This is a genomic window from SAR86 cluster bacterium (genome assembly GCA_023703575.1).
Lineage (GTDB): Bacteria > Pseudomonadota > Gammaproteobacteria > Magnimaribacterales > Magnimaribacteraceae > Magnimaribacter.
Genome location: CP097969.1, coordinates 1,226,069 through 1,241,864, shown reverse-complemented (window position 1 = coordinate 1,241,864; position 15,796 = coordinate 1,226,069). Strand labels below are relative to the sequence as shown.

Genomic DNA, 15,796 nt, shown 5'->3' with positions numbered 1-15,796 from the left:
ACTTGAAAGATTTAGTAGATTTATTAAAAACACAAGGCCACGGAGTTGAATACAATTCAATCAGAGCTGGCTTGGCTTCACCTCAGCAAATCAGGTCTTGGTCTTACGGAGAAGTTAAAAAACCAGAAACCATTAATTATAGAACCTTTAAGCCTGAGAGGGATGGTCTATTCTGCGCCAAAATTTTTGGACCTATCAAAGATTACGAATGCATATGCGGTAAGTATAAAAGAATGAAGCACAGAGGAGTTGTGTGCGAGAAATGTGGTGTCGAGGTCACACTTTCAAAGGTAAGAAGAGAAAGAATGGGTCATATAGAATTGGCCGCGCCGGTAGCTCACATATGGTTTTTAAAGTCATTACCTTCAAGGCTTGCTTTGGCATTAGATTTAACATTAAAAGACTTAGAGAGAGTTTTATACTTTGAATCATTCATAGTAACTGAACCAGGAATGACAGATTTAGAAGTAGGACAGCTTCTTACAGATGAAGAATACTATGAAGCTTTAGAGACTTGGGGTGATGAGTTTGAAGCAGGAATGGGCGCGGAATCTATCCAAACTTTATTGAAAGAATTGGATCTAGAGGCTTCTATCAATGATATCCAAGAGGAAATGCCTTTAACTAAGTCAGAAGCAAAGCTTAAGAAGTATGCAAAGAGATTAAAATTACTTAAATCATTCAATGAATCAGGTAATAGACCAGAGTGGATGATTTTAGAAGTTCTCCCCATATTGCCACCTGATTTGAGACCCCTAGTGCCTTTAGAAGGAGGAAGATTTGCTACATCAGACTTAAATGATTTATACAGAAGAGTAATAAATAGAAATAATCGATTGAAGCGACTTCTAGATCTAAACGCTCCAGATATCATTACAAGAAATGAAAAAAGAATGTTGCAGGAGTCAGTCGACGCACTATTGGATAATGGAAGAAGAGGAAGAGCTGTAACTGGTTCTAATAAGAGACCTTTAAAATCTCTTGCAGATATGATCAAAGGTAAACAAGGACGGTTCAGACAAAACCTTCTTGGCAAGAGAGTGGATTATTCAGGGCGTTCAGTCATAGTAGTAGGTCCTACCCTTAAATTACATCAATGTGGGTTGCCTAAGAAAATGGCTCTTGAGCTTTTCAAGCCATTTGTGTTTGGGAAACTTCAGCAATTAGAATTAGCTAATACAATTAAACTTGCCAAACGTATGGTGGATAGAGAGGAACCTGAAGTTTGGGATATTTTAGACGAAGTTATAAGAGAACATCCCGTCATGCTAAATCGTGCACCAACTTTGCATAGATTAGGTATTCAAGCTTTTGAACCAGTTCTAGTAGAAGGTAAGGCCATTCAACTTCACCCATTAGTTTGTAAGGCATACAACGCAGACTTTGATGGAGATCAAATGGCTGTTCATGTACCTTTAACATTAGAGGCACAGCTTGAGTGTAGAGCTTTGATGATGGCTACAAATAATATACTCTCACCGTCGAATGGTAAGCCCATCATCGATCCTTCACAAGATGTAGTTCTAGGTCTCTATTACATGTCCAGAGAAAAGATCAATGATCTGGGCGAGGGAAGGGTCATGTCTTCACCGGATGAGGTAAATAGAGCTTATTATTCTGGAACCGTTGGTCTTCAAGCTAAGATCAAGGTTAGATTAAAACCTAATAAACTAGATGATGAACCTTCTCAGATAGTAGAAACAACTACTGGAAGAACTCTTCTCTACGAACTTCTACCTGAGGGAATGTCCTTTGATCTTGTAAACAAAACATTGGATAGCAAGCAAATTTCTTCATTAATCGATTTTGTGTATAGAAAAGCTGGTTTAAAAAGTACAGTTATTTTCGCTGATAGACTGATGTACATGGGCTATGAATTTTCAACTAAATCAGGCTCTTCTATTGGAATAGATGATTTCGTTATTCCTGACGACAAACAAAAAATAGTTAGTGAGGCCGAACAGGAAGTTAAAGATATTGAGTCGCAGTTTGCTTCAGGACTTGTCACAAAAGGCGAAAAATATAATAAAGCAATAGATATATGGACAAGAGCAAATGAAATGATTGCTAAGTCTATGATGGACAATATTTCTCAAGAGGAAGTTCAAGATTCAGAGGGTGAGAAAATTCTTTCTGATTCATTTAACTCAGTCTTTATGTATGCAGACTCTGGTTCTAGAGGTTCACCAGCTCAAATAAGACAATTAGCTGGAATGAGAGGTTTACTTGCTAAACCTGATGGATCGATAATTGAGACGCCTGTGACCTCTAACTTCAGGGAAGGTCTGACTGCTCAAGAATATTTTATTTCAACTCATGGTGCTAGAAAAGGTCTTGCTGATACAGCTCTCAAAACAGCTAACTCTGGATATTTAACCAGACGTTTAGTTGATGTAGCTCAAGATATGGTTGTTAGTGAAGAAGACTGTGGAACTGAGAATGGTATATTAATGAGACCTATAATCGACGGAGGTCAAGTTCTTGTGCCTCTTGGGGACAGAGTACTTGGAAGAACTGTTGCTATCGATGTGATGTCACAAGATGGTAAAGATGTTCTTTTAAAGAAAGGAACTTTAATTGATGAAGATATCGTCGATAGCTTGGATGAAAAAAATATCTACGAAATTAAAGTAAGGTCTGCTATTCACTGCGAAACAATTCATGGTATATGTGCAAAATGTTACGGACGAGATCTTGGAAGAGGTCATAAAGTTGATATTGGCGAGTCAGTCGGAATCGTTGCAGCGCAATCAATTGGAGAGCCAGGCACTCAGCTTACTATGAGGACATTTCATATAGGAGGAGCAGCCTCCGGGACTTCAGCTGAAGACAATATTGAAACTAATTTTCCTGGAAAAGTTGTCTACAACACTAGAACTGTCAAGAAGAAGGACGGTACTTTTATTACTTTAGCTCAGTCTTCCCAAATAAATGTTATTGATGATAAAGGCATGGTAGTGGAAAGTCATAAAGTCCCCTACGGTACAATATTAAATTATTCTTCTGACAGCAAAGTCGAGGCTGGCGATGTGCTAGCTAAATGGGATCCGCTTACAAGACCTGTTGTTGCAGAAATCGCTGGCAAGGCAAAATTTGTCGATATAGAAGATGGAATTACTGCAAGAGTAAAACAAGACGATGTAACTGGATTGAGTAATATTGAAATTATAGATGTTACAGAAAGACCTAAAGGAGAAGCCCAGGATAAACGTCCTGCAATACACATAGTTGATGGTAGAGGTAGAGAAAAGACTCTCCCAGATTCTGAAGCTCCTGCTGTTTATACTTTACCTGGCAATGCATTTTTACAACTTACAGATGGTCAAGATATTGAAGTTGGTGGAGTTATAGCAAGAATATCTCAGGCATCCACTAAAACAAAAGACATCACAGGTGGTCTTCCTAGAGTTGCAGATCTATTTGAAGCTAGAAAGCCAAAAGAACAGGCAATTTTAGCCCAAGAGTCTGGAATCGTATCTTGGGGTAAACCAACCAAAGGTAAAGAGAGATTAATCATTACTGATGAAGATGGAAACGAAAACGCCACTCTTATACCTAAAACGAGGCATATAAATGTCTTTGAAGGTGAAAGAGTTGAAAAAGGAGATATAGTTTCTGACGGAGCAATGAGCCCACACGATATTCTAGCCTTAAGAGGGCTTGAAGAGCTCACAGAATACATTGTAGATGGTATTCAAGAAGTTTACAGACTACAAGGGGTCAGTATCAACGATAAACATATAGAGGTGATATTAAATCAAATGCTCAGAAAAGTTGTGATAACAGATCCTGGTGATTCTGAATTAATCCTTGGTGAACAAGCAGAATTTTCCAAAGTAAGAGAGATTAACTTATCGCTAAGAGAAGCAAAAAAAGCTGAAATAAAATTTGATAGAATTCTTCTTGGAATTACAAAAGCTTCACTTGCTACTGAATCATTTATTTCAGCTGCATCTTTCCAAGAAACTACAAGAGTACTTACAGAAGCAGCCACTACAGGAAGAGTTGATCATTTAAGAGGTCTAAAAGAGAACGTTGTTGTAGGAAGGTTAATTCCTGCTGGTTCCGGTCTAGCAAAGCTGAACTCTGAAGTTGAAAATATTGAAGAAGAATTCGAGATAGATCTTGAAAAAGCTCTAAGCGACGCTCTCAATGAAGCTGACTAATACGTTGACGTGGAACATGCCTCTCTTTACAATTCGCGACCTTTAGAAAAATAATTATGGCAACAGTCAATCAATTAGTAAGAAAACCCCGTAAGAGAAAAGTCTCTAAAACAGATGTGCCTGCATTGAAAGGTTCTCCTCAAAGGAGAGGAGTCTGCACTAGGGTTTATACAACAACTCCAAAAAAACCTAACTCTGCTTTGAGAAAGGTTTGCAAGGTAAGACTTACTTCAGGTTTTGAAGTTATATCTTACATAGGTGGTGAAGGGCATAACCTTCAGGAACACTCTGTAGTGCTTATTAGAGGAGGGAGAGTCAAAGATCTTCCAGGAGTGAGATATCACACGGTTAGAGGGACTTTAGATACTGCTGGTGTGGATGACAGAAAACAACGTCGTTCAAAGTATGGCGCAAAAAAACCTAAGTAAATATGTCTAGAAGAAAAGCAGCACCCAAAAGAAAAATTTTACCTGATCCTAAGTTTGGTAATTTAAAAGTTGCCAAATTTATGAATCAAATCATGACGGACGGAAAAAAGTCTGTTGCTGAAAAAATCATCTATGGAGCCTTTGATGAGATATCAAAGAAATCAGATAAAGAACCAATAGAAGTTTTTGAAAAAGCTCTTGAAGAAGTAGGTCCTATGGTCGAAGTTAAAGCAAGAAGAGTTGGTGGTGCTACTTATCAAATACCCATGGAAGTAAGGCCTGCAAGAAGAAGTGCACTAGCTATGCGTTGGATCGCAACCTATGCCAGATCAAGGTCTGAAAAAAATATGACTTTAAGATTAGCCAATGAACTACTAGATGCCTGCGAGGGTCGTGGTGAGGCAGTCAAAAAGAAAGAAGATACTCACAGAATGGCTGAAGCAAACAGAGCATTCTCACACTTTAGATTTTAATTACTACTTAAAAAAATTATGGCCAGAACTACTCCGTTAGAACTGTATAGAAATATTGGCATTTGCGCGCACGTTGACGCAGGAAAAACTACTACAACTGAAAGAGTTCTCTTTTATACAGGTATATCACACAAAATAGGTGAAGTTCATGATGGTGCTGCTGTGATGGATTGGATGGAACAAGAGCAAGAAAGAGGAATTACAATTACTTCAGCGGCAACAACTTGCTTTTGGGAAGGTACAGCCAAGCAGTTCAAGCAACACAGGTTCAATATAATTGATACTCCTGGTCACGTTGACTTCACTATTGAAGTTGAACGATCGTTAAGAGTTTTAGATGGAGCTGTTGTAGTTTTCTGCGGTAGTTCTGGTGTTGAGCCACAATCAGAAACTGTGTGGAGACAGGCCAATAGATATGAGGTTCCCCGAATAGCCTTTATAAACAAGATGGACCGTGCAGGTGCCGATTTCCTAAAAGTTATAGATCAAATGAAGAAACGTTTAGGAGCAAATGCCGTACCAATTCAACTTGCAATAGGGGCTGAAGACGAATTCAAGGGCGTCGTTGATCTTGTAAAAATGAAAGCCATCTATTGGAATGGTGATGATATGGGGACGACCTTCACAGAAGAAGATATACCAGAAGATCTAGTTTCTCTCTCAGAAGAGTGGAGAGAAACAATGATTGAATCGGCTGCTGAAGCCAATGAAGATCTTATGGACAAGTATCTTGAAGAAGGAGAACTATCTCAAGATGATATAAAGGAGGGACTTAGGATTCGAACATTAGCTAATGAAATTGTCCCTTGTCTTTGCGGTTCTGCTTTTAAGAATAAGGGCGTTCAAACAATGCTAGATGCTGTTGTTGACTTCCTTCCCGCCCCTAATGAAGTCAAGGCGGTTTCTGGAATTTTAGAAAGCGAAGAAGAAGGAAGTAGAGAGGCAGATGACGAAGCTCCGTTTGCAGGTATTGCATTTAAGATTGCTACTGATCCTTTCGTAGGATCTTTAACCTTTGTTAGGGTTTACTCTGGAGTCCTCAATACAGGAGATTCAGTCTTCTTGCCTATTAAAGGCAAGAAAGAAAGAATTGGTCGAATGCTACAGATGCACTCAAATAAAAGAGATGAGATATCCGAAGCTAGGGCGGGAGATATATGTGCTGTGATTGGTTTAAAAGAAGCAATAACTGGTGAAACTCTTTGCGATGAAAAGAATAAAATAACCTTAGAATCCATGAATTTTCCTGAACCGGTAATTTCTGTTGCAGTTGAGCCGAAGACTAAGGAAGATCAAGAAAAAATGGGAATAGCTTTAGGCAGGTTAGCGCAGGAGGATCCCTCCTTTAGGTTGAGGACAGATGAAGAGTCAGGTCAAACAATAATATCCGGAATGGGAGAGCTTCATTTGGATGTTTTGGTTGATCGCATGAGAAGAGAATTCAATGTTGAGGCAAATATGGGAAAACCTCAAGTTGCCTATCGCGAAACAATCAAAAAGCAAGTCGAGCAAGAGTCGAAATTCGTCAGGCAGTCTGGAGGTAGAGGTCAATATGGACATGTATATCTCAGGATAGAACCTTTGATACCCGATGAAGATTCTGATGAAAGTTATGAATTTGTGAATGAAATAGTTGGTGGAGCAATACCTAGGGAATTTATTCCAGCTGTTGATAAAGGTTGCAAGGAACAAATGGAAGCTGGTGTTATAGCAGGGTATCCACTTGTAAACGTAAAAATATCTCTATTTGACGGTTCTTTTCATGATGTAGATTCAAGTGAAGTTGCATTTAAAGTCGCAGGTTCTATGGCTTTGAAGGAAGGAGCTCAAAAGGCTGATCCTGTTATTCTTGAACCCATTATGAGTATCGAAGTTGTCACACCAGAAGAATATATGGGCGATATAGTTGGAGATTTAAGCCGCAGAAGAGGAGTAATTCATGGAATGGAAGACGGACCTTCCGGAAAAATCGTTTCTGGTGATGTTCCTCTTGCAGAAATGTTTGGTTATGCAACAGACATAAGATCGGCCTCTCAAGGAAGAGCAACATTTACCATGGAGCCCTTGAAGTACTCTGAAGTGCCCTCAAATGTAGCAGAGGCAATAATTAGCAAAAACGACTAGCTTTATAACTCAAAAACGAGAAAACCCTTTTCAATAAAGGTTTTTTACACTTTTTTGTTGACACAAAGGGGCCACAAAACTAGAATTCACGCTCGTTTTGTTGGAGGGGCTTTAACACCAGAAAATTCTGGGATTAAAGCGAATTAATTTAATAAACCAACCTACACTGTAGGGGGGTTTTTTTACGCTCTGGATATTAGAGTTTGGAAATAAAAATATGCAAAATCAAAGCATTAGAATAAGGCTAAAAGCTTTCGATCATAAGCTTATTGACCGTTCTGCTAAAGAGATAGTGGAAACGGTAAAACGCACTGGAGCAAAGGTAAAAGGTCCCATACCAATGCCGGTAAAGAAACATAAGACTACCATCCTAATATCCCCTCACAAAGACAAAGACGCCAGAGATCAGTACGAAATAAGAACACACAAAAGAACCCTAGATATCCTAGAACCTTCAGAAAAAACACTAGATGCTTTAACAAAATTAGAGCTATCCGCTGGAGTAGTTGTGCAAATTAGTCTAGACGAGAATAAGTAAAATGAGTATTGGATTAGTGGGAAAAAAACAAGGTATGACAAGGCTTTTTACACCTGAAGGCGAAGCTTTTGCTGTGAGTGTAGTAAGTGTCAATCCAAATATCATTACTCAAATAAAATCTGAAGAAGTTGATGGTTACTCATCTATTCAAGTTACAACAGGCCAAAAGAAAGACAAGCATGTCTCTAAACCTCTATCAGGTCATTACAAAAAGGGATCAGTAAATCCTGGGGACGGACTTTGGGAATTTAGAGTAAATGTTGAAGATCTCGAGGATTTAAACATTGGAAGTCAGTTAAATATTGATATGTTCGAAGAGGGTCAAAAGATTGATGTTCAGGGCAAGTCTAAAGGTAAAGGTTTTGCTGGAACCGTCAAAAGATGGAATTTCAAAATGCAAGATGCTACTCATGGAAATTCAATTTCTCATAGGGCACCTGGCTCAATAGGACAGTGCCAAACCCCAGGCAAAGTATGGAAAGGAAAAAAAATGTCCGGCCACATGGGAGATGAAAAAAAGACAATACAAAATTTGAAAATTGCTTCTGTTGATGTGGAGAACAATTTGTTACTCATCAAAGGAGCTATACCAGGTCCCACAGGTTCTAATGTGATCCTTAAACCTGCAGTTAAATAATATGGAACTAGAAGTACTAAATCAGAATGGTTCCGGAGACTCTAAAGTTTCTCTGGCTGATAGTGTATTCAATCAAGAATTTAATCAAGATCTTGTTCATCAACTAGTCAATACTTATATCCATAATAGTCACCAAAAAACTAAAGGACAAAAGAATAGATCGGCAGTCAGAGGAGGAGGTAAGAAGCCCTGGAAGCAAAAGGGAACTGGAAGGGCAAGAGCCGGAACAATAAGATCTCCAATTTGGAGGGGTGGTGGTATGACATTTGCCCACACCTTTAGTGATATCAAACCTAAAAAGATCAATAAAAAAATGTATAGGTCTGCAATGAGATCTATTTGGTCTAAGCTTGCCGAAGAGAACAGACTTATAGCGGTTAATGACCTAAAAATAGATGAGCCGGCAAAATCCTCTCAAGTTAAAACTATACTTGCTGATTTAGGTCTGACCACAGCCCTAATTGTTCTATCCAGTAGTAATGATAATTTGAATAAAGCTTCAAAAAATTTAACTCAATGCAAAGTTCAAACTATCACTTCAATAGATCCATCAGCTCTGATTCAAGCCGAGAAGGTGGTTGTAACATCAGCAACATTGGAAAAGTTAACAGAGGTGCTTTCATAATGAAAACTGAACTTTACTCAGTCATTAAGTCACCTTACTTAACAGAAAAGGTTTCCTTATTAATGGGTGAATCAAATCAATATGCTTTTAAAGTTGATATAAATGCAACCAAACTACAAGTAAAAAAGGCTGTTGAAGGTTACTTTTCTGTCAATGTTGAAGATGTGAATATTGTTAAAGTTAAAGGAAAAACCAAAAGGTCTAGATACAGAATTAGAAAGAAATCCGACTGGAAAAAAGCTTACGTCAGATTAGCTGACGGACAATCTATAGAGGTTACTTCAGAATAATGGCTACTCAAATTAAAAAGTCTAAACCTACTTCACCTGGAAGAAGATTTAGATCATGGGTTTCAAGAGATGACCTCCATAAAGGTGATCCTTATGCTCCTCTTCTAGAAAAGAAAAAACAAAAATCTGGCCGAAATAATCAAGGTCGAATAACTACAAGACACCGTGGGGGTGGGCATAAAAAACATTATAGAATTATTGATTTCAAGAGATTAAAAGATGGTGTACCGGCCAAAGTAGAAACAATTGAATACGATCCCAATAGATCTGCAAACATTGCGTTACTACTATACGCAGACGGAGAAAGAACTTACATAATCTCTCCTGATGGATTAAAAGTTGGTGACACGCTCCTATCCGGGAAAGATTCCCCTATTTCCTTAGGAAATTGTATGTCTCTTAAAGATATGCCTCTTGGTACTGTAGTTCATGGCATTGAGTTATTTCCTGGAAAAGGTGCACAGATGGCAAGAAGTGCCGGCACATCTGCACAGATATTAGCTATAGAAGGAAGATATGTAACTTTAAGGCTCAGAAGCGGTGAAGTTAGAAGAGTTTTATCTGAATGTAGGGCCACTATAGGTAGTGTATCTAACTCTGAACATTCACTTCGTTCAGTAGGCAAAGCAGGCGCAAAAAGATGGTTAGGGATTCGTCCTACAGTTAGAGGTGTCGCTATGAACCCGGTTGATCATCCACATGGTGGTGGAGAAGGTAAGACTTCGGGAGGAAGACATCCAGTTACTCCATGGGGTGTACCTACAAAGGGATACAAAACACGTAAGAAAAATAAATCAAGCAATCGAATGATTGTAAGAAGAAGAAACTAGAATTATGCCAAGATCACTGAAGAAAGGACCATTTGTTGATTTACATCTACTTAAAAAAGTAGACCGAGCTGTGGCAACTAATGACAAAAAGCCCATTAAAACTTGGTCTCGAAGATCAATGATAACTCCTGATATGGTTGGCCTAAATATTGCTGTGCATAATGGCAGACAACATGTTCCTATCTTCATACAAGAGGACATGGTTGGCCATAAACTCGGTGAATTTGTCTTAACAAGAACATTTAAAATGCACTCTGGAGATAGAAAGTAATCATGAGCCAAGCATCAGCCAAACTAAGAAGCGCAAGAGTCTCTAGCCAGAAAGCTAGACTGGTAGCCAATCAAATTAGAGGAAAACATATTGAGGAGGCTCTTGGTATTCTCTCGTTTGCTCCTCAAAAATCAGCTCATATTATTAAAAAAATTCTTGAATCTGCAATCGCTAATGCAGAGCATAACCAAGGACTGGATATTGACTCATTGTTTGTTTCCACCATAGCTGTAGATGAGAGCTTTACCATGAAAAGGGTAAGAGCCAGGGCAAGAGGACGTGCTGATAGATTTTTTAAAAGAAGCTGCAACATAGCACTTACATTAGAGGAAAAAGGTAAATAATGGGACAGAAGGTACATCCAATAGGTTTTCGGTTAGGAATAACAACTCAGCATACTTCTAATTGGTATGCAGAGAAATCTCAATATACTCAAAATCTACTTAAAGATATTGAAGTAAGAGAGCATCTAACTAAAAAACTTTCTCATGCCTCCGTGAGCAGAATAGATATTGAGAGAACAGCTGATAATGCAAGAGTTCTTATACATACTGCGAGACCAGGCATAGTGATAGGAAAAAAAGGCGAAGATATAGATAAAATGAGAGAAGACATAACTAACAGGATGGGCATTCCTGTAACTCTCAGTATTCAAGAAATCAGGAAACCAGATCTTGATGCTAAACTTTTGGCTGAAAGTGTTGCACAGCAACTTGAAAGACGAGTAATGTTTAGAAGGGCAATGAAAAGAGCAGTCCAAAATGCAATGAGACAAGGAGCAGAAGGTGTCAAAATAAGAGTTGCAGGAAGACTTGGTGGCGCTGAAATAGCTAGGGCAGAGATACAAAAAGAAGGAAGAGTACCTCTTCATACATTGAGAGCTGATGTAGATTATGGATTAGCTGAAGCAAATACTACTTATGGTGTTATTGGTGTTAAAGCATGGGTTTTCAGAGGAGAGGTTCTAGATACCTCTAATAAAGATTCTGACTAAAAGGTAATATTAATGTTTCAACCTAAAAGAACAAAATATAGAAAACAGCAAAAGGGTAGAAATACAGGGAATGCTCAGAGAGGTGCTACCCTTAGCTTCGGAACCTTTGGATTAAAAGCAACTGAAAGAGGACAGTTAACCTCTAGACAGATAGAGGCTGCCAGAAGAGCAATGACTCGTCATGTTAAAAGAGGTGCAAAAATTTGGATAAGAGTTTTTCCTGATAAGCCTATAACCAAAAAACCTCTAGAAGTTAGACAAGGTAAAGGCAAAGGAAATGTTGAGTACTGGGTGTGTCCTATAAAACCAGGAAAAATTTTATATGAAATGGAAGGTGTAGATGAAGAGCTTGCTAAAGAAGCATTTGCATTAGCCTCTGCAAAAATGCCAATTTCAACAACTTTTATCAGGAGAGTCTAATGGCAAAGGAGAGCTTATTAGATAGATTAAGAAGTAAACCAAGTGATGTGCTTGATGAAGAAGGAAAGCTTAGAAAAGAATTATTAGAGCTTAAAATTAAACATGCATCAGGACAACTCAAAGAAACTCATAAAATTAGAGAGATAAGAAGATCAATTGCTCAACTTAAGACTCTAAATAAAGAACAAGAAGCACAAGAAAATAATGGCGGATAAAAGAACAAGAACAGAAACAGGTAGAGTGATAAGCTCCTCTAGAGACAAGAGCATAACTGTACTTGTTGAAAGAAAGGTCAGGCACCCCCTATATAAAAAGATTATGCGCAGATCTTCAAAGTTGCAGGCACACGATCAAGACAATATCTGCAATACTGGCGACCTTGTCACTATTCAAGAGTGTAGGCCAATATCCAAGACAAAATCTTGGAATTTATTGAAAGTAGAAGAGAAATCACAAGAGATATAATTTAAAAATGATACAAGAGCAAAGCTATTTAGAAGTCGCGGATAACAGTGGTGCCAGGAAGCTCATGTGTATAAGAGTTCTTGGCGGATCAAAGAAGAAATTTGCTAAAGTTGGTGATGTTATAAAAGTTACTATCAAAGAAGCAATACCTACTGGAAGAGTGAAAAAAGGTGAAGTTGTAGATGCCGTAATCGTAAGAACTAAAAATAAACTTCGTAGATCAGATGGATCCGCAATTAGGTTTGATGATAATGCAGCAGTATTAATTAATGCCCAAAAACAACCAATAGGAACTAGGGTCTTTGGACCTGTATCTAGGGAACTACGCAGTGAAGAATTCATGAGAATAGTTTCATTAGCTCCTGAGGTTTTATAGTTATGAATAAGATAAAGACAGGTGATCAAGTTATTGTCATAGCTGGCAAGGACAAAGGTAAACAGGGCTCGGTGACAAAGATACTCACTAACGGAAGATGCTTTGTTTCTGGTGTCCAAATGGTTAAAAGACATACTAAGCCAAATCCCAATGCAGGCATTGCCGGTGGTGTTATTGAAAAGGAATCTTCAATAGATATGTCAAATATATCTATTTTCAATCCGTCAACAAAAAAAGCTGACAAGGTACTTATCCAATCTCAAGAAGATGGTTCAAAAAAAAGAGTTTATAAATCTTCAGGTAAGGAGATATAACCATGATGCCATTAAAAGAACATTATAAAACCAATGTGGTTTCTGAACTCAAAGGTAAATTAGGGCTTGAATCAATAATGGCTGTGCCAAAAGTTACAAAAGTAACGCTCAATATGGGTGTCGGTGAGGCTATGAATGACAAAAAACTTTTAGAACGGGCAGTTGAAGACATGACCCTAATCGCTGGTCAGAAACCATTAGTTACGAAAGCTAGAAAATCTGTAGCTAATTTCAAAATTAGAGATGGGATGCCTATCGGTTGCAAGGTCACTTTAAGGGGTGACAGAATGTATGAATTTTTGGACAGGCTGATTGGAATCGCAATTCCTAGAGAAAGAGATTTCAGAGGTCTGGAAACAAAATCTTTCGATGGAAGAGGAAATTATTCTATGGGAATCAAAGAACACATTATTTTCCCGGAGATAGATTATGACAAAGTAGACAAAATTAGAGGAATGGATATATGCATATCCACTTCAGCAGTAGATGATGAGTCGGGTGAGGCTCTTCTTAGAGCAATGAAGTTCCCTTTTAAAAGTTAAAGGATAAGTTATGGCTAAAGCATCAATGAAAGCAAGAGAAGAAAGAAGAAGAAAAACAGTTCTTAGGTATGCTGCAAAAAGAGCAGAGTTGAAAGAAATTATTCGTAGCCCAAAGTTTTCTCAAGAAGAGAAAGATGTAGCGCAGATAAAACTCCAAAAACTGCCCAGGGACGCAAGCCCTGTAAGAATGCAAAGAAGATGTGCTATTACAGGGAGACCACATGCTGTGTATAGAAAGTTTGGCCTTGCACGTAATAAATTAAGAGAACTGGCTATGAAAGGAGATATTCCAGGATTAGTTAAATCAAGTTGGTAAAAAGATGAGTATACAAGATCCAATCGCGAACCTATTCTCAAGCATAAATAATGCACAAGCTAGGAATAAAGAGTTTGTGAAAGTCCCATCCTCTTCTAAGAAGATTGCACTTTTATCAATGCTTAAACAAGAAGGATATATCCATTCTTACTCTACTTCTGAAGGTTCTAAACCAGAAATAGAGATTAAACTTAAATATTTTGAAGGCGCTCCTGTTATAAAGCAGCTGAAAAGGATAAGTAAACCAGGATTAAGACAATATTCCAATTACAAAGATCTACCTGAGATAAATGGCGGTCTCGGAATAGCAATTGTTTCAACAAATAAAGGACTAATGACCGATCAACAAGCTCGAGAAGAAAAGGTTGGTGGGGAACTAATTTGTTCAGTTTTTTAAAAATTATAAAATTATGGCCAGAACATCCTTAAAAGCTCTAGAAATACCTGAAGGAGTTACTCTTGAAAATAATCAAGGTGTAATTACTTTTACAGGAAAATTAGGAAATTTATCTTTAGAAATTCATGAAGATGTGGATATTAATAAAGATGAAGGCAGTATTAGTTTTAGTCCAAATAAGGAGACAAAAGAATCTCTTGCTATTACTGGAACCATGAGGGCCTTAACTGCTAACTGTATGGAAGGAGTGGATACAGGGTTTGAAAAAAAATTAGAAATAAATGGAGTAGGTTACAGAGCGGCTCTTGAAGGCAATTCTATAAATTTGAGCTTGGGTTTCTCTCATCCAATAAAACATGACTTGCCGGAAGGAGTGACAGCAGAACTCCCAAGTAATACAGAAATTATTCTCAAATCTATGGATAAGCAACTTGTTGGACAGGTCGCTGCAGAGATTAGAGATTATAGACCACCAGAACCATACAAAGGTAAAGGTGTTAAGTATTCCGATGAAAGAATAATAAGAAAAGAATCTAAGAAAGCATAATAAAAGATGGCTATAAAGAATATAAAAAGGCTCAAAAGAGCTAAAAAGAGTAGATCTAAAATTGAACTCTCTGAGAATAATAGGCTAACTATTTTTAGATCTAACACGCATATTTATGCTCAAATCTTTAACTTTGATGGATCAAAGGTAATTGTCAGCGCTTCTACAACTGAAGCTTCTTTAAAAGCCGGAAACAATGGGAAAATAGAAGCTGCTACTAAAGTAGGTAAATTAATCGCAGAAAGGGCATTAGAAAAAGGTGTTAACAAAGTAGCTTTTGATAGATCAGGTTATAAATATCATGGTCGTGTTAAAGCTCTAGCTGAATCGGCTCGCGAAGCTGGTCTCTCATTTTAGGAAAGAATATGGAAAATACTGCTGTAACAGAAAATCTTGGTTCAGAAGTTTTAGAAGAAAAATTAGTCCAAGTCAATAGAGTGGCTAAGGTTGTCAAAGGAGGCCGAATTTTTGGATTTACTGCAGTAACGGTTGTTGGTGATGGAAATGGAAAAATTGGTTTTGGGAGAGGAAAGGCAAGAGAAGTACCTATAGCTATTCAGAAAGCCTTAGATCATGCTAGAAGAAACATGGTCAGTATTGAGTTGAAAGGTGACACTATCCAGTATCCAATAAAAACTAAATTCGGCGCCTCCGTTGTTTATATGAAGCCTGCTGCTCCTGGGACAGGAATTATAGCTGGTGGTGCAATGAGAGCTGTTCTTGAATTAGCAGGTGTAAAAGATGTCTTGGCAAAGTGTTATGGCTCTACTACTCCCGTTAATGTTGTAAGAGCAACGCTTAAGGCTTTAAGGGAGATGGAATCTCCTGCAAGAGTTGCAAAAAGATTAGGTAGAGGTTAGAAATGGTTGATAAAGATATAACAGTTAAACTTAAAAAGAGCCTTATAGGGTCTAAAGATTATCAGAAACAATCTGTCAGAGGGTTAGGTTTGTCTAAGTTAGGGCAAGTTGTGTCTGTCCAAGATACTCCTGAAAACAGAGGAATGATCAATAAAGCTATTCATTTACTAGAAGTTAATTAAA

At 37.9% G+C, this 15,796-nt stretch carries 24 protein-coding genes; all 24 read left to right on the top strand.

All coding sequences use genetic code 11. The features are described from left to right. Positions 1 to 2 precede the first annotated feature (2 nt). Positions 3 to 4,166 (top strand): DNA-directed RNA polymerase subunit beta', encoded by a 4,164-nt coding sequence (gene rpoC / locus M9C83_06340; GenBank protein URQ66265.1) that lies wholly within the window; start codon positions 3 to 5, stop codon positions 4,164 to 4,166. Positions 4,167 to 4,222: 56 nt separating this feature from the next. Beyond that, the gene (rpsL, locus tag M9C83_06335; protein URQ66264.1) at positions 4,223 to 4,594 is read left to right on the top strand and encodes a 30S ribosomal protein S12; all 372 of its coding nucleotides are present in this window, start codon (positions 4,223 to 4,225) and stop codon (positions 4,592 to 4,594) included. 2 nt (positions 4,595 to 4,596) lie between these two features. Further along, positions 4,597 to 5,067, top strand: coding sequence for a 30S ribosomal protein S7 (gene rpsG / locus M9C83_06330; protein ID URQ66263.1), 471 nt, complete (start codon positions 4,597 to 4,599; stop codon positions 5,065 to 5,067). Between the two features lie 18 nt (positions 5,068 to 5,085). Next, entirely contained in the window at positions 5,086 to 7,191 is a 2,106-nt protein-coding gene (gene fusA / locus M9C83_06325; protein ID URQ66262.1) for an elongation factor G, read from the top strand. Positions 7,192 to 7,408: 217 nt separating this feature from the next. Continuing rightward, entirely contained in the window at positions 7,409 to 7,729 is a 321-nt protein-coding gene (gene rpsJ / locus M9C83_06320; GenBank protein ID URQ66261.1) for a 30S ribosomal protein S10, read from the top strand. Position 7,730: 1 nt separating this feature from the next. Next, complete coding sequence (gene rplC, locus M9C83_06315) at positions 7,731 to 8,366, top strand: 50S ribosomal protein L3 (protein ID URQ66260.1); 636 nt, start codon at positions 7,731 to 7,733, stop codon at positions 8,364 to 8,366. A gap of 1 nt (position 8,367) precedes the next feature. Further along, positions 8,368 to 8,991, top strand: coding sequence for a 50S ribosomal protein L4 (gene rplD / locus M9C83_06310; protein ID URQ66259.1), 624 nt, complete (start codon positions 8,368 to 8,370; stop codon positions 8,989 to 8,991). Beyond that, entirely contained in the window at positions 8,991 to 9,281 is a 291-nt protein-coding gene (gene rplW, locus M9C83_06305; GenBank protein URQ66258.1) for a 50S ribosomal protein L23, read from the top strand. Before rplD ends, rplW begins: the two co-directional genes overlap by 1 nt. Further along, positions 9,281 to 10,111: a 50S ribosomal protein L2 gene (gene rplB / locus M9C83_06300; GenBank protein URQ66257.1), complete on the top strand. Its 831-nt coding sequence runs from the start codon at positions 9,281 to 9,283 to the stop codon at positions 10,109 to 10,111. Before rplW ends, rplB begins: the two co-directional genes overlap by 1 nt. A 4-nt stretch (positions 10,112 to 10,115) precedes the next feature. After that, a complete protein-coding gene (gene rpsS, locus M9C83_06295) occupies positions 10,116 to 10,382 on the top strand; it encodes a 30S ribosomal protein S19 (GenBank protein URQ66256.1) in 267 nt (88 codons plus the stop codon). A gap of 2 nt (positions 10,383 to 10,384) precedes the next feature. Continuing rightward, on the top strand, positions 10,385 to 10,726 hold the full coding sequence (gene rplV, locus M9C83_06290) for a 50S ribosomal protein L22 (GenBank protein ID URQ66255.1): 342 nt from the start codon (positions 10,385 to 10,387) through the stop codon (positions 10,724 to 10,726). Next, on the top strand, positions 10,726 to 11,376 hold the full coding sequence (gene rpsC / locus M9C83_06285) for a 30S ribosomal protein S3 (GenBank protein URQ66254.1): 651 nt from the start codon (positions 10,726 to 10,728) through the stop codon (positions 11,374 to 11,376). Before rplV ends, rpsC begins: the two co-directional genes overlap by 1 nt. 12 nt (positions 11,377 to 11,388) lie before the next feature. Next, on the top strand, positions 11,389 to 11,796 hold the full coding sequence (gene rplP / locus M9C83_06280) for a 50S ribosomal protein L16 (protein ID URQ66253.1): 408 nt from the start codon (positions 11,389 to 11,391) through the stop codon (positions 11,794 to 11,796). Beyond that, the gene (gene rpmC / locus M9C83_06275; protein ID URQ66252.1) at positions 11,796 to 12,011 is read left to right on the top strand and encodes a 50S ribosomal protein L29; all 216 of its coding nucleotides are present in this window, start codon (positions 11,796 to 11,798) and stop codon (positions 12,009 to 12,011) included. Before rplP ends, rpmC begins: the two co-directional genes overlap by 1 nt. Continuing rightward, positions 12,001 to 12,261: a 30S ribosomal protein S17 gene (gene rpsQ / locus M9C83_06270; GenBank protein URQ66251.1), complete on the top strand. Its 261-nt coding sequence runs from the start codon at positions 12,001 to 12,003 to the stop codon at positions 12,259 to 12,261. The genes rpmC and rpsQ overlap by 11 nt, the downstream gene beginning before the upstream one ends. A 7-nt stretch (positions 12,262 to 12,268) precedes the next feature. After that, positions 12,269 to 12,637: a 50S ribosomal protein L14 gene (gene rplN, locus M9C83_06265; protein ID URQ66250.1), complete on the top strand. Its 369-nt coding sequence runs from the start codon at positions 12,269 to 12,271 to the stop codon at positions 12,635 to 12,637. A gap of 2 nt (positions 12,638 to 12,639) precedes the next feature. Then, positions 12,640 to 12,951 carry a 50S ribosomal protein L24 gene (gene rplX, locus M9C83_06260; protein ID URQ66249.1) on the top strand — a complete coding sequence of 104 codons (312 nt, stop codon included), beginning with the start codon at positions 12,640 to 12,642 and terminating at the stop codon, positions 12,949 to 12,951. 2 nt (positions 12,952 to 12,953) lie between these two features. Next, on the top strand, positions 12,954 to 13,493 hold the full coding sequence (gene rplE, locus M9C83_06255; protein URQ66248.1) for a 50S ribosomal protein L5: 540 nt from the start codon (positions 12,954 to 12,956) through the stop codon (positions 13,491 to 13,493). A gap of 25 nt (positions 13,494 to 13,518) precedes the next feature. Then, positions 13,519 to 13,809, top strand: coding sequence for a 30S ribosomal protein S14 (gene rpsN, locus M9C83_06250; protein URQ67407.1), 291 nt, complete (start codon positions 13,519 to 13,521; stop codon positions 13,807 to 13,809). 4 nt (positions 13,810 to 13,813) lie between these two features. Then, positions 13,814 to 14,206 carry a 30S ribosomal protein S8 gene (rpsH, locus tag M9C83_06245; protein ID URQ66247.1) on the top strand — a complete coding sequence of 131 codons (393 nt, stop codon included), beginning with the start codon at positions 13,814 to 13,816 and terminating at the stop codon, positions 14,204 to 14,206. Between the two features lie 13 nt (positions 14,207 to 14,219). After that, positions 14,220 to 14,753: a 50S ribosomal protein L6 gene (rplF, locus tag M9C83_06240; protein URQ66246.1), complete on the top strand. Its 534-nt coding sequence runs from the start codon at positions 14,220 to 14,222 to the stop codon at positions 14,751 to 14,753. A 6-nt stretch (positions 14,754 to 14,759) separates the two neighbouring features. Continuing rightward, a complete protein-coding gene (rplR, locus tag M9C83_06235; GenBank protein URQ66245.1) occupies positions 14,760 to 15,110 on the top strand; it encodes a 50S ribosomal protein L18 in 351 nt (116 codons plus the stop codon). A gap of 8 nt (positions 15,111 to 15,118) precedes the next feature. Next, on the top strand, positions 15,119 to 15,613 hold the full coding sequence (rpsE, locus tag M9C83_06230; GenBank protein ID URQ66244.1) for a 30S ribosomal protein S5: 495 nt from the start codon (positions 15,119 to 15,121) through the stop codon (positions 15,611 to 15,613). Positions 15,614 to 15,615: 2 nt separating this feature from the next. Beyond that, a complete protein-coding gene (gene rpmD / locus M9C83_06225; protein URQ66243.1) occupies positions 15,616 to 15,795 on the top strand; it encodes a 50S ribosomal protein L30 in 180 nt (59 codons plus the stop codon). The last annotated feature ends 1 nt before the right edge of the window (position 15,796 follow it).

What these genes read in the sequence shown, in the direction of transcription:
- rpsS (URQ66256.1), top strand. Translation starts at nt 10,116, where the DNA reads ATGCCAAGATCACTGAAGAAAGGACCATTTGTTGATTTACATCTACTT.
- rpsL (URQ66264.1), top strand. Translation starts at nt 4,223, where the DNA reads ATGGCAACAGTCAATCAATTAGTAAGAAAACCCCGTAAGAGAAAAGTC.
- rpsE (URQ66244.1), top strand. Translation starts at nt 15,119, where the DNA reads ATGGAAAATACTGCTGTAACAGAAAATCTTGGTTCAGAAGTTTTAGAA.
- rpsH (URQ66247.1), top strand. Translation starts at nt 13,814, where the DNA reads ATGAGTATACAAGATCCAATCGCGAACCTATTCTCAAGCATAAATAAT.
- fusA (URQ66262.1), top strand. Translation starts at nt 5,086, where the DNA reads ATGGCCAGAACTACTCCGTTAGAACTGTATAGAAATATTGGCATTTGC.
- rplD (URQ66259.1), top strand. Translation starts at nt 8,368, where the DNA reads ATGGAACTAGAAGTACTAAATCAGAATGGTTCCGGAGACTCTAAAGTT.
- rplR (URQ66245.1), top strand. Translation starts at nt 14,760, where the DNA reads ATGGCTATAAAGAATATAAAAAGGCTCAAAAGAGCTAAAAAGAGTAGA.
- rplN (URQ66250.1), top strand. Translation starts at nt 12,269, where the DNA reads ATGATACAAGAGCAAAGCTATTTAGAAGTCGCGGATAACAGTGGTGCC.
- rpsC (URQ66254.1), top strand. Translation starts at nt 10,726, where the DNA reads ATGGGACAGAAGGTACATCCAATAGGTTTTCGGTTAGGAATAACAACT.
- rplC (URQ66260.1), top strand. Translation starts at nt 7,731, where the DNA reads ATGAGTATTGGATTAGTGGGAAAAAAACAAGGTATGACAAGGCTTTTT.
- rpsQ (URQ66251.1), top strand. Translation starts at nt 12,001, where the DNA reads ATGGCGGATAAAAGAACAAGAACAGAAACAGGTAGAGTGATAAGCTCC.
- rplE (URQ66248.1), top strand. Translation starts at nt 12,954, where the DNA reads ATGATGCCATTAAAAGAACATTATAAAACCAATGTGGTTTCTGAACTC.
- rpsJ (URQ66261.1), top strand. Translation starts at nt 7,409, where the DNA reads ATGCAAAATCAAAGCATTAGAATAAGGCTAAAAGCTTTCGATCATAAG.
- rplB (URQ66257.1), top strand. Translation starts at nt 9,281, where the DNA reads ATGGCTACTCAAATTAAAAAGTCTAAACCTACTTCACCTGGAAGAAGA.
- rpmD (URQ66243.1), top strand. Translation starts at nt 15,616, where the DNA reads ATGGTTGATAAAGATATAACAGTTAAACTTAAAAAGAGCCTTATAGGG.
- rplW (URQ66258.1), top strand. Translation starts at nt 8,991, where the DNA reads ATGAAAACTGAACTTTACTCAGTCATTAAGTCACCTTACTTAACAGAA.
- rplP (URQ66253.1), top strand. Translation starts at nt 11,389, where the DNA reads ATGTTTCAACCTAAAAGAACAAAATATAGAAAACAGCAAAAGGGTAGA.
- rpsN (URQ67407.1), top strand. Translation starts at nt 13,519, where the DNA reads ATGAAAGCAAGAGAAGAAAGAAGAAGAAAAACAGTTCTTAGGTATGCT.
- rplF (URQ66246.1), top strand. Translation starts at nt 14,220, where the DNA reads ATGGCCAGAACATCCTTAAAAGCTCTAGAAATACCTGAAGGAGTTACT.
- rplV (URQ66255.1), top strand. Translation starts at nt 10,385, where the DNA reads ATGAGCCAAGCATCAGCCAAACTAAGAAGCGCAAGAGTCTCTAGCCAG.
- rpsG (URQ66263.1), top strand. Translation starts at nt 4,597, where the DNA reads ATGTCTAGAAGAAAAGCAGCACCCAAAAGAAAAATTTTACCTGATCCT.
- rplX (URQ66249.1), top strand. Translation starts at nt 12,640, where the DNA reads ATGAATAAGATAAAGACAGGTGATCAAGTTATTGTCATAGCTGGCAAG.
- rpmC (URQ66252.1), top strand. Translation starts at nt 11,796, where the DNA reads ATGGCAAAGGAGAGCTTATTAGATAGATTAAGAAGTAAACCAAGTGAT.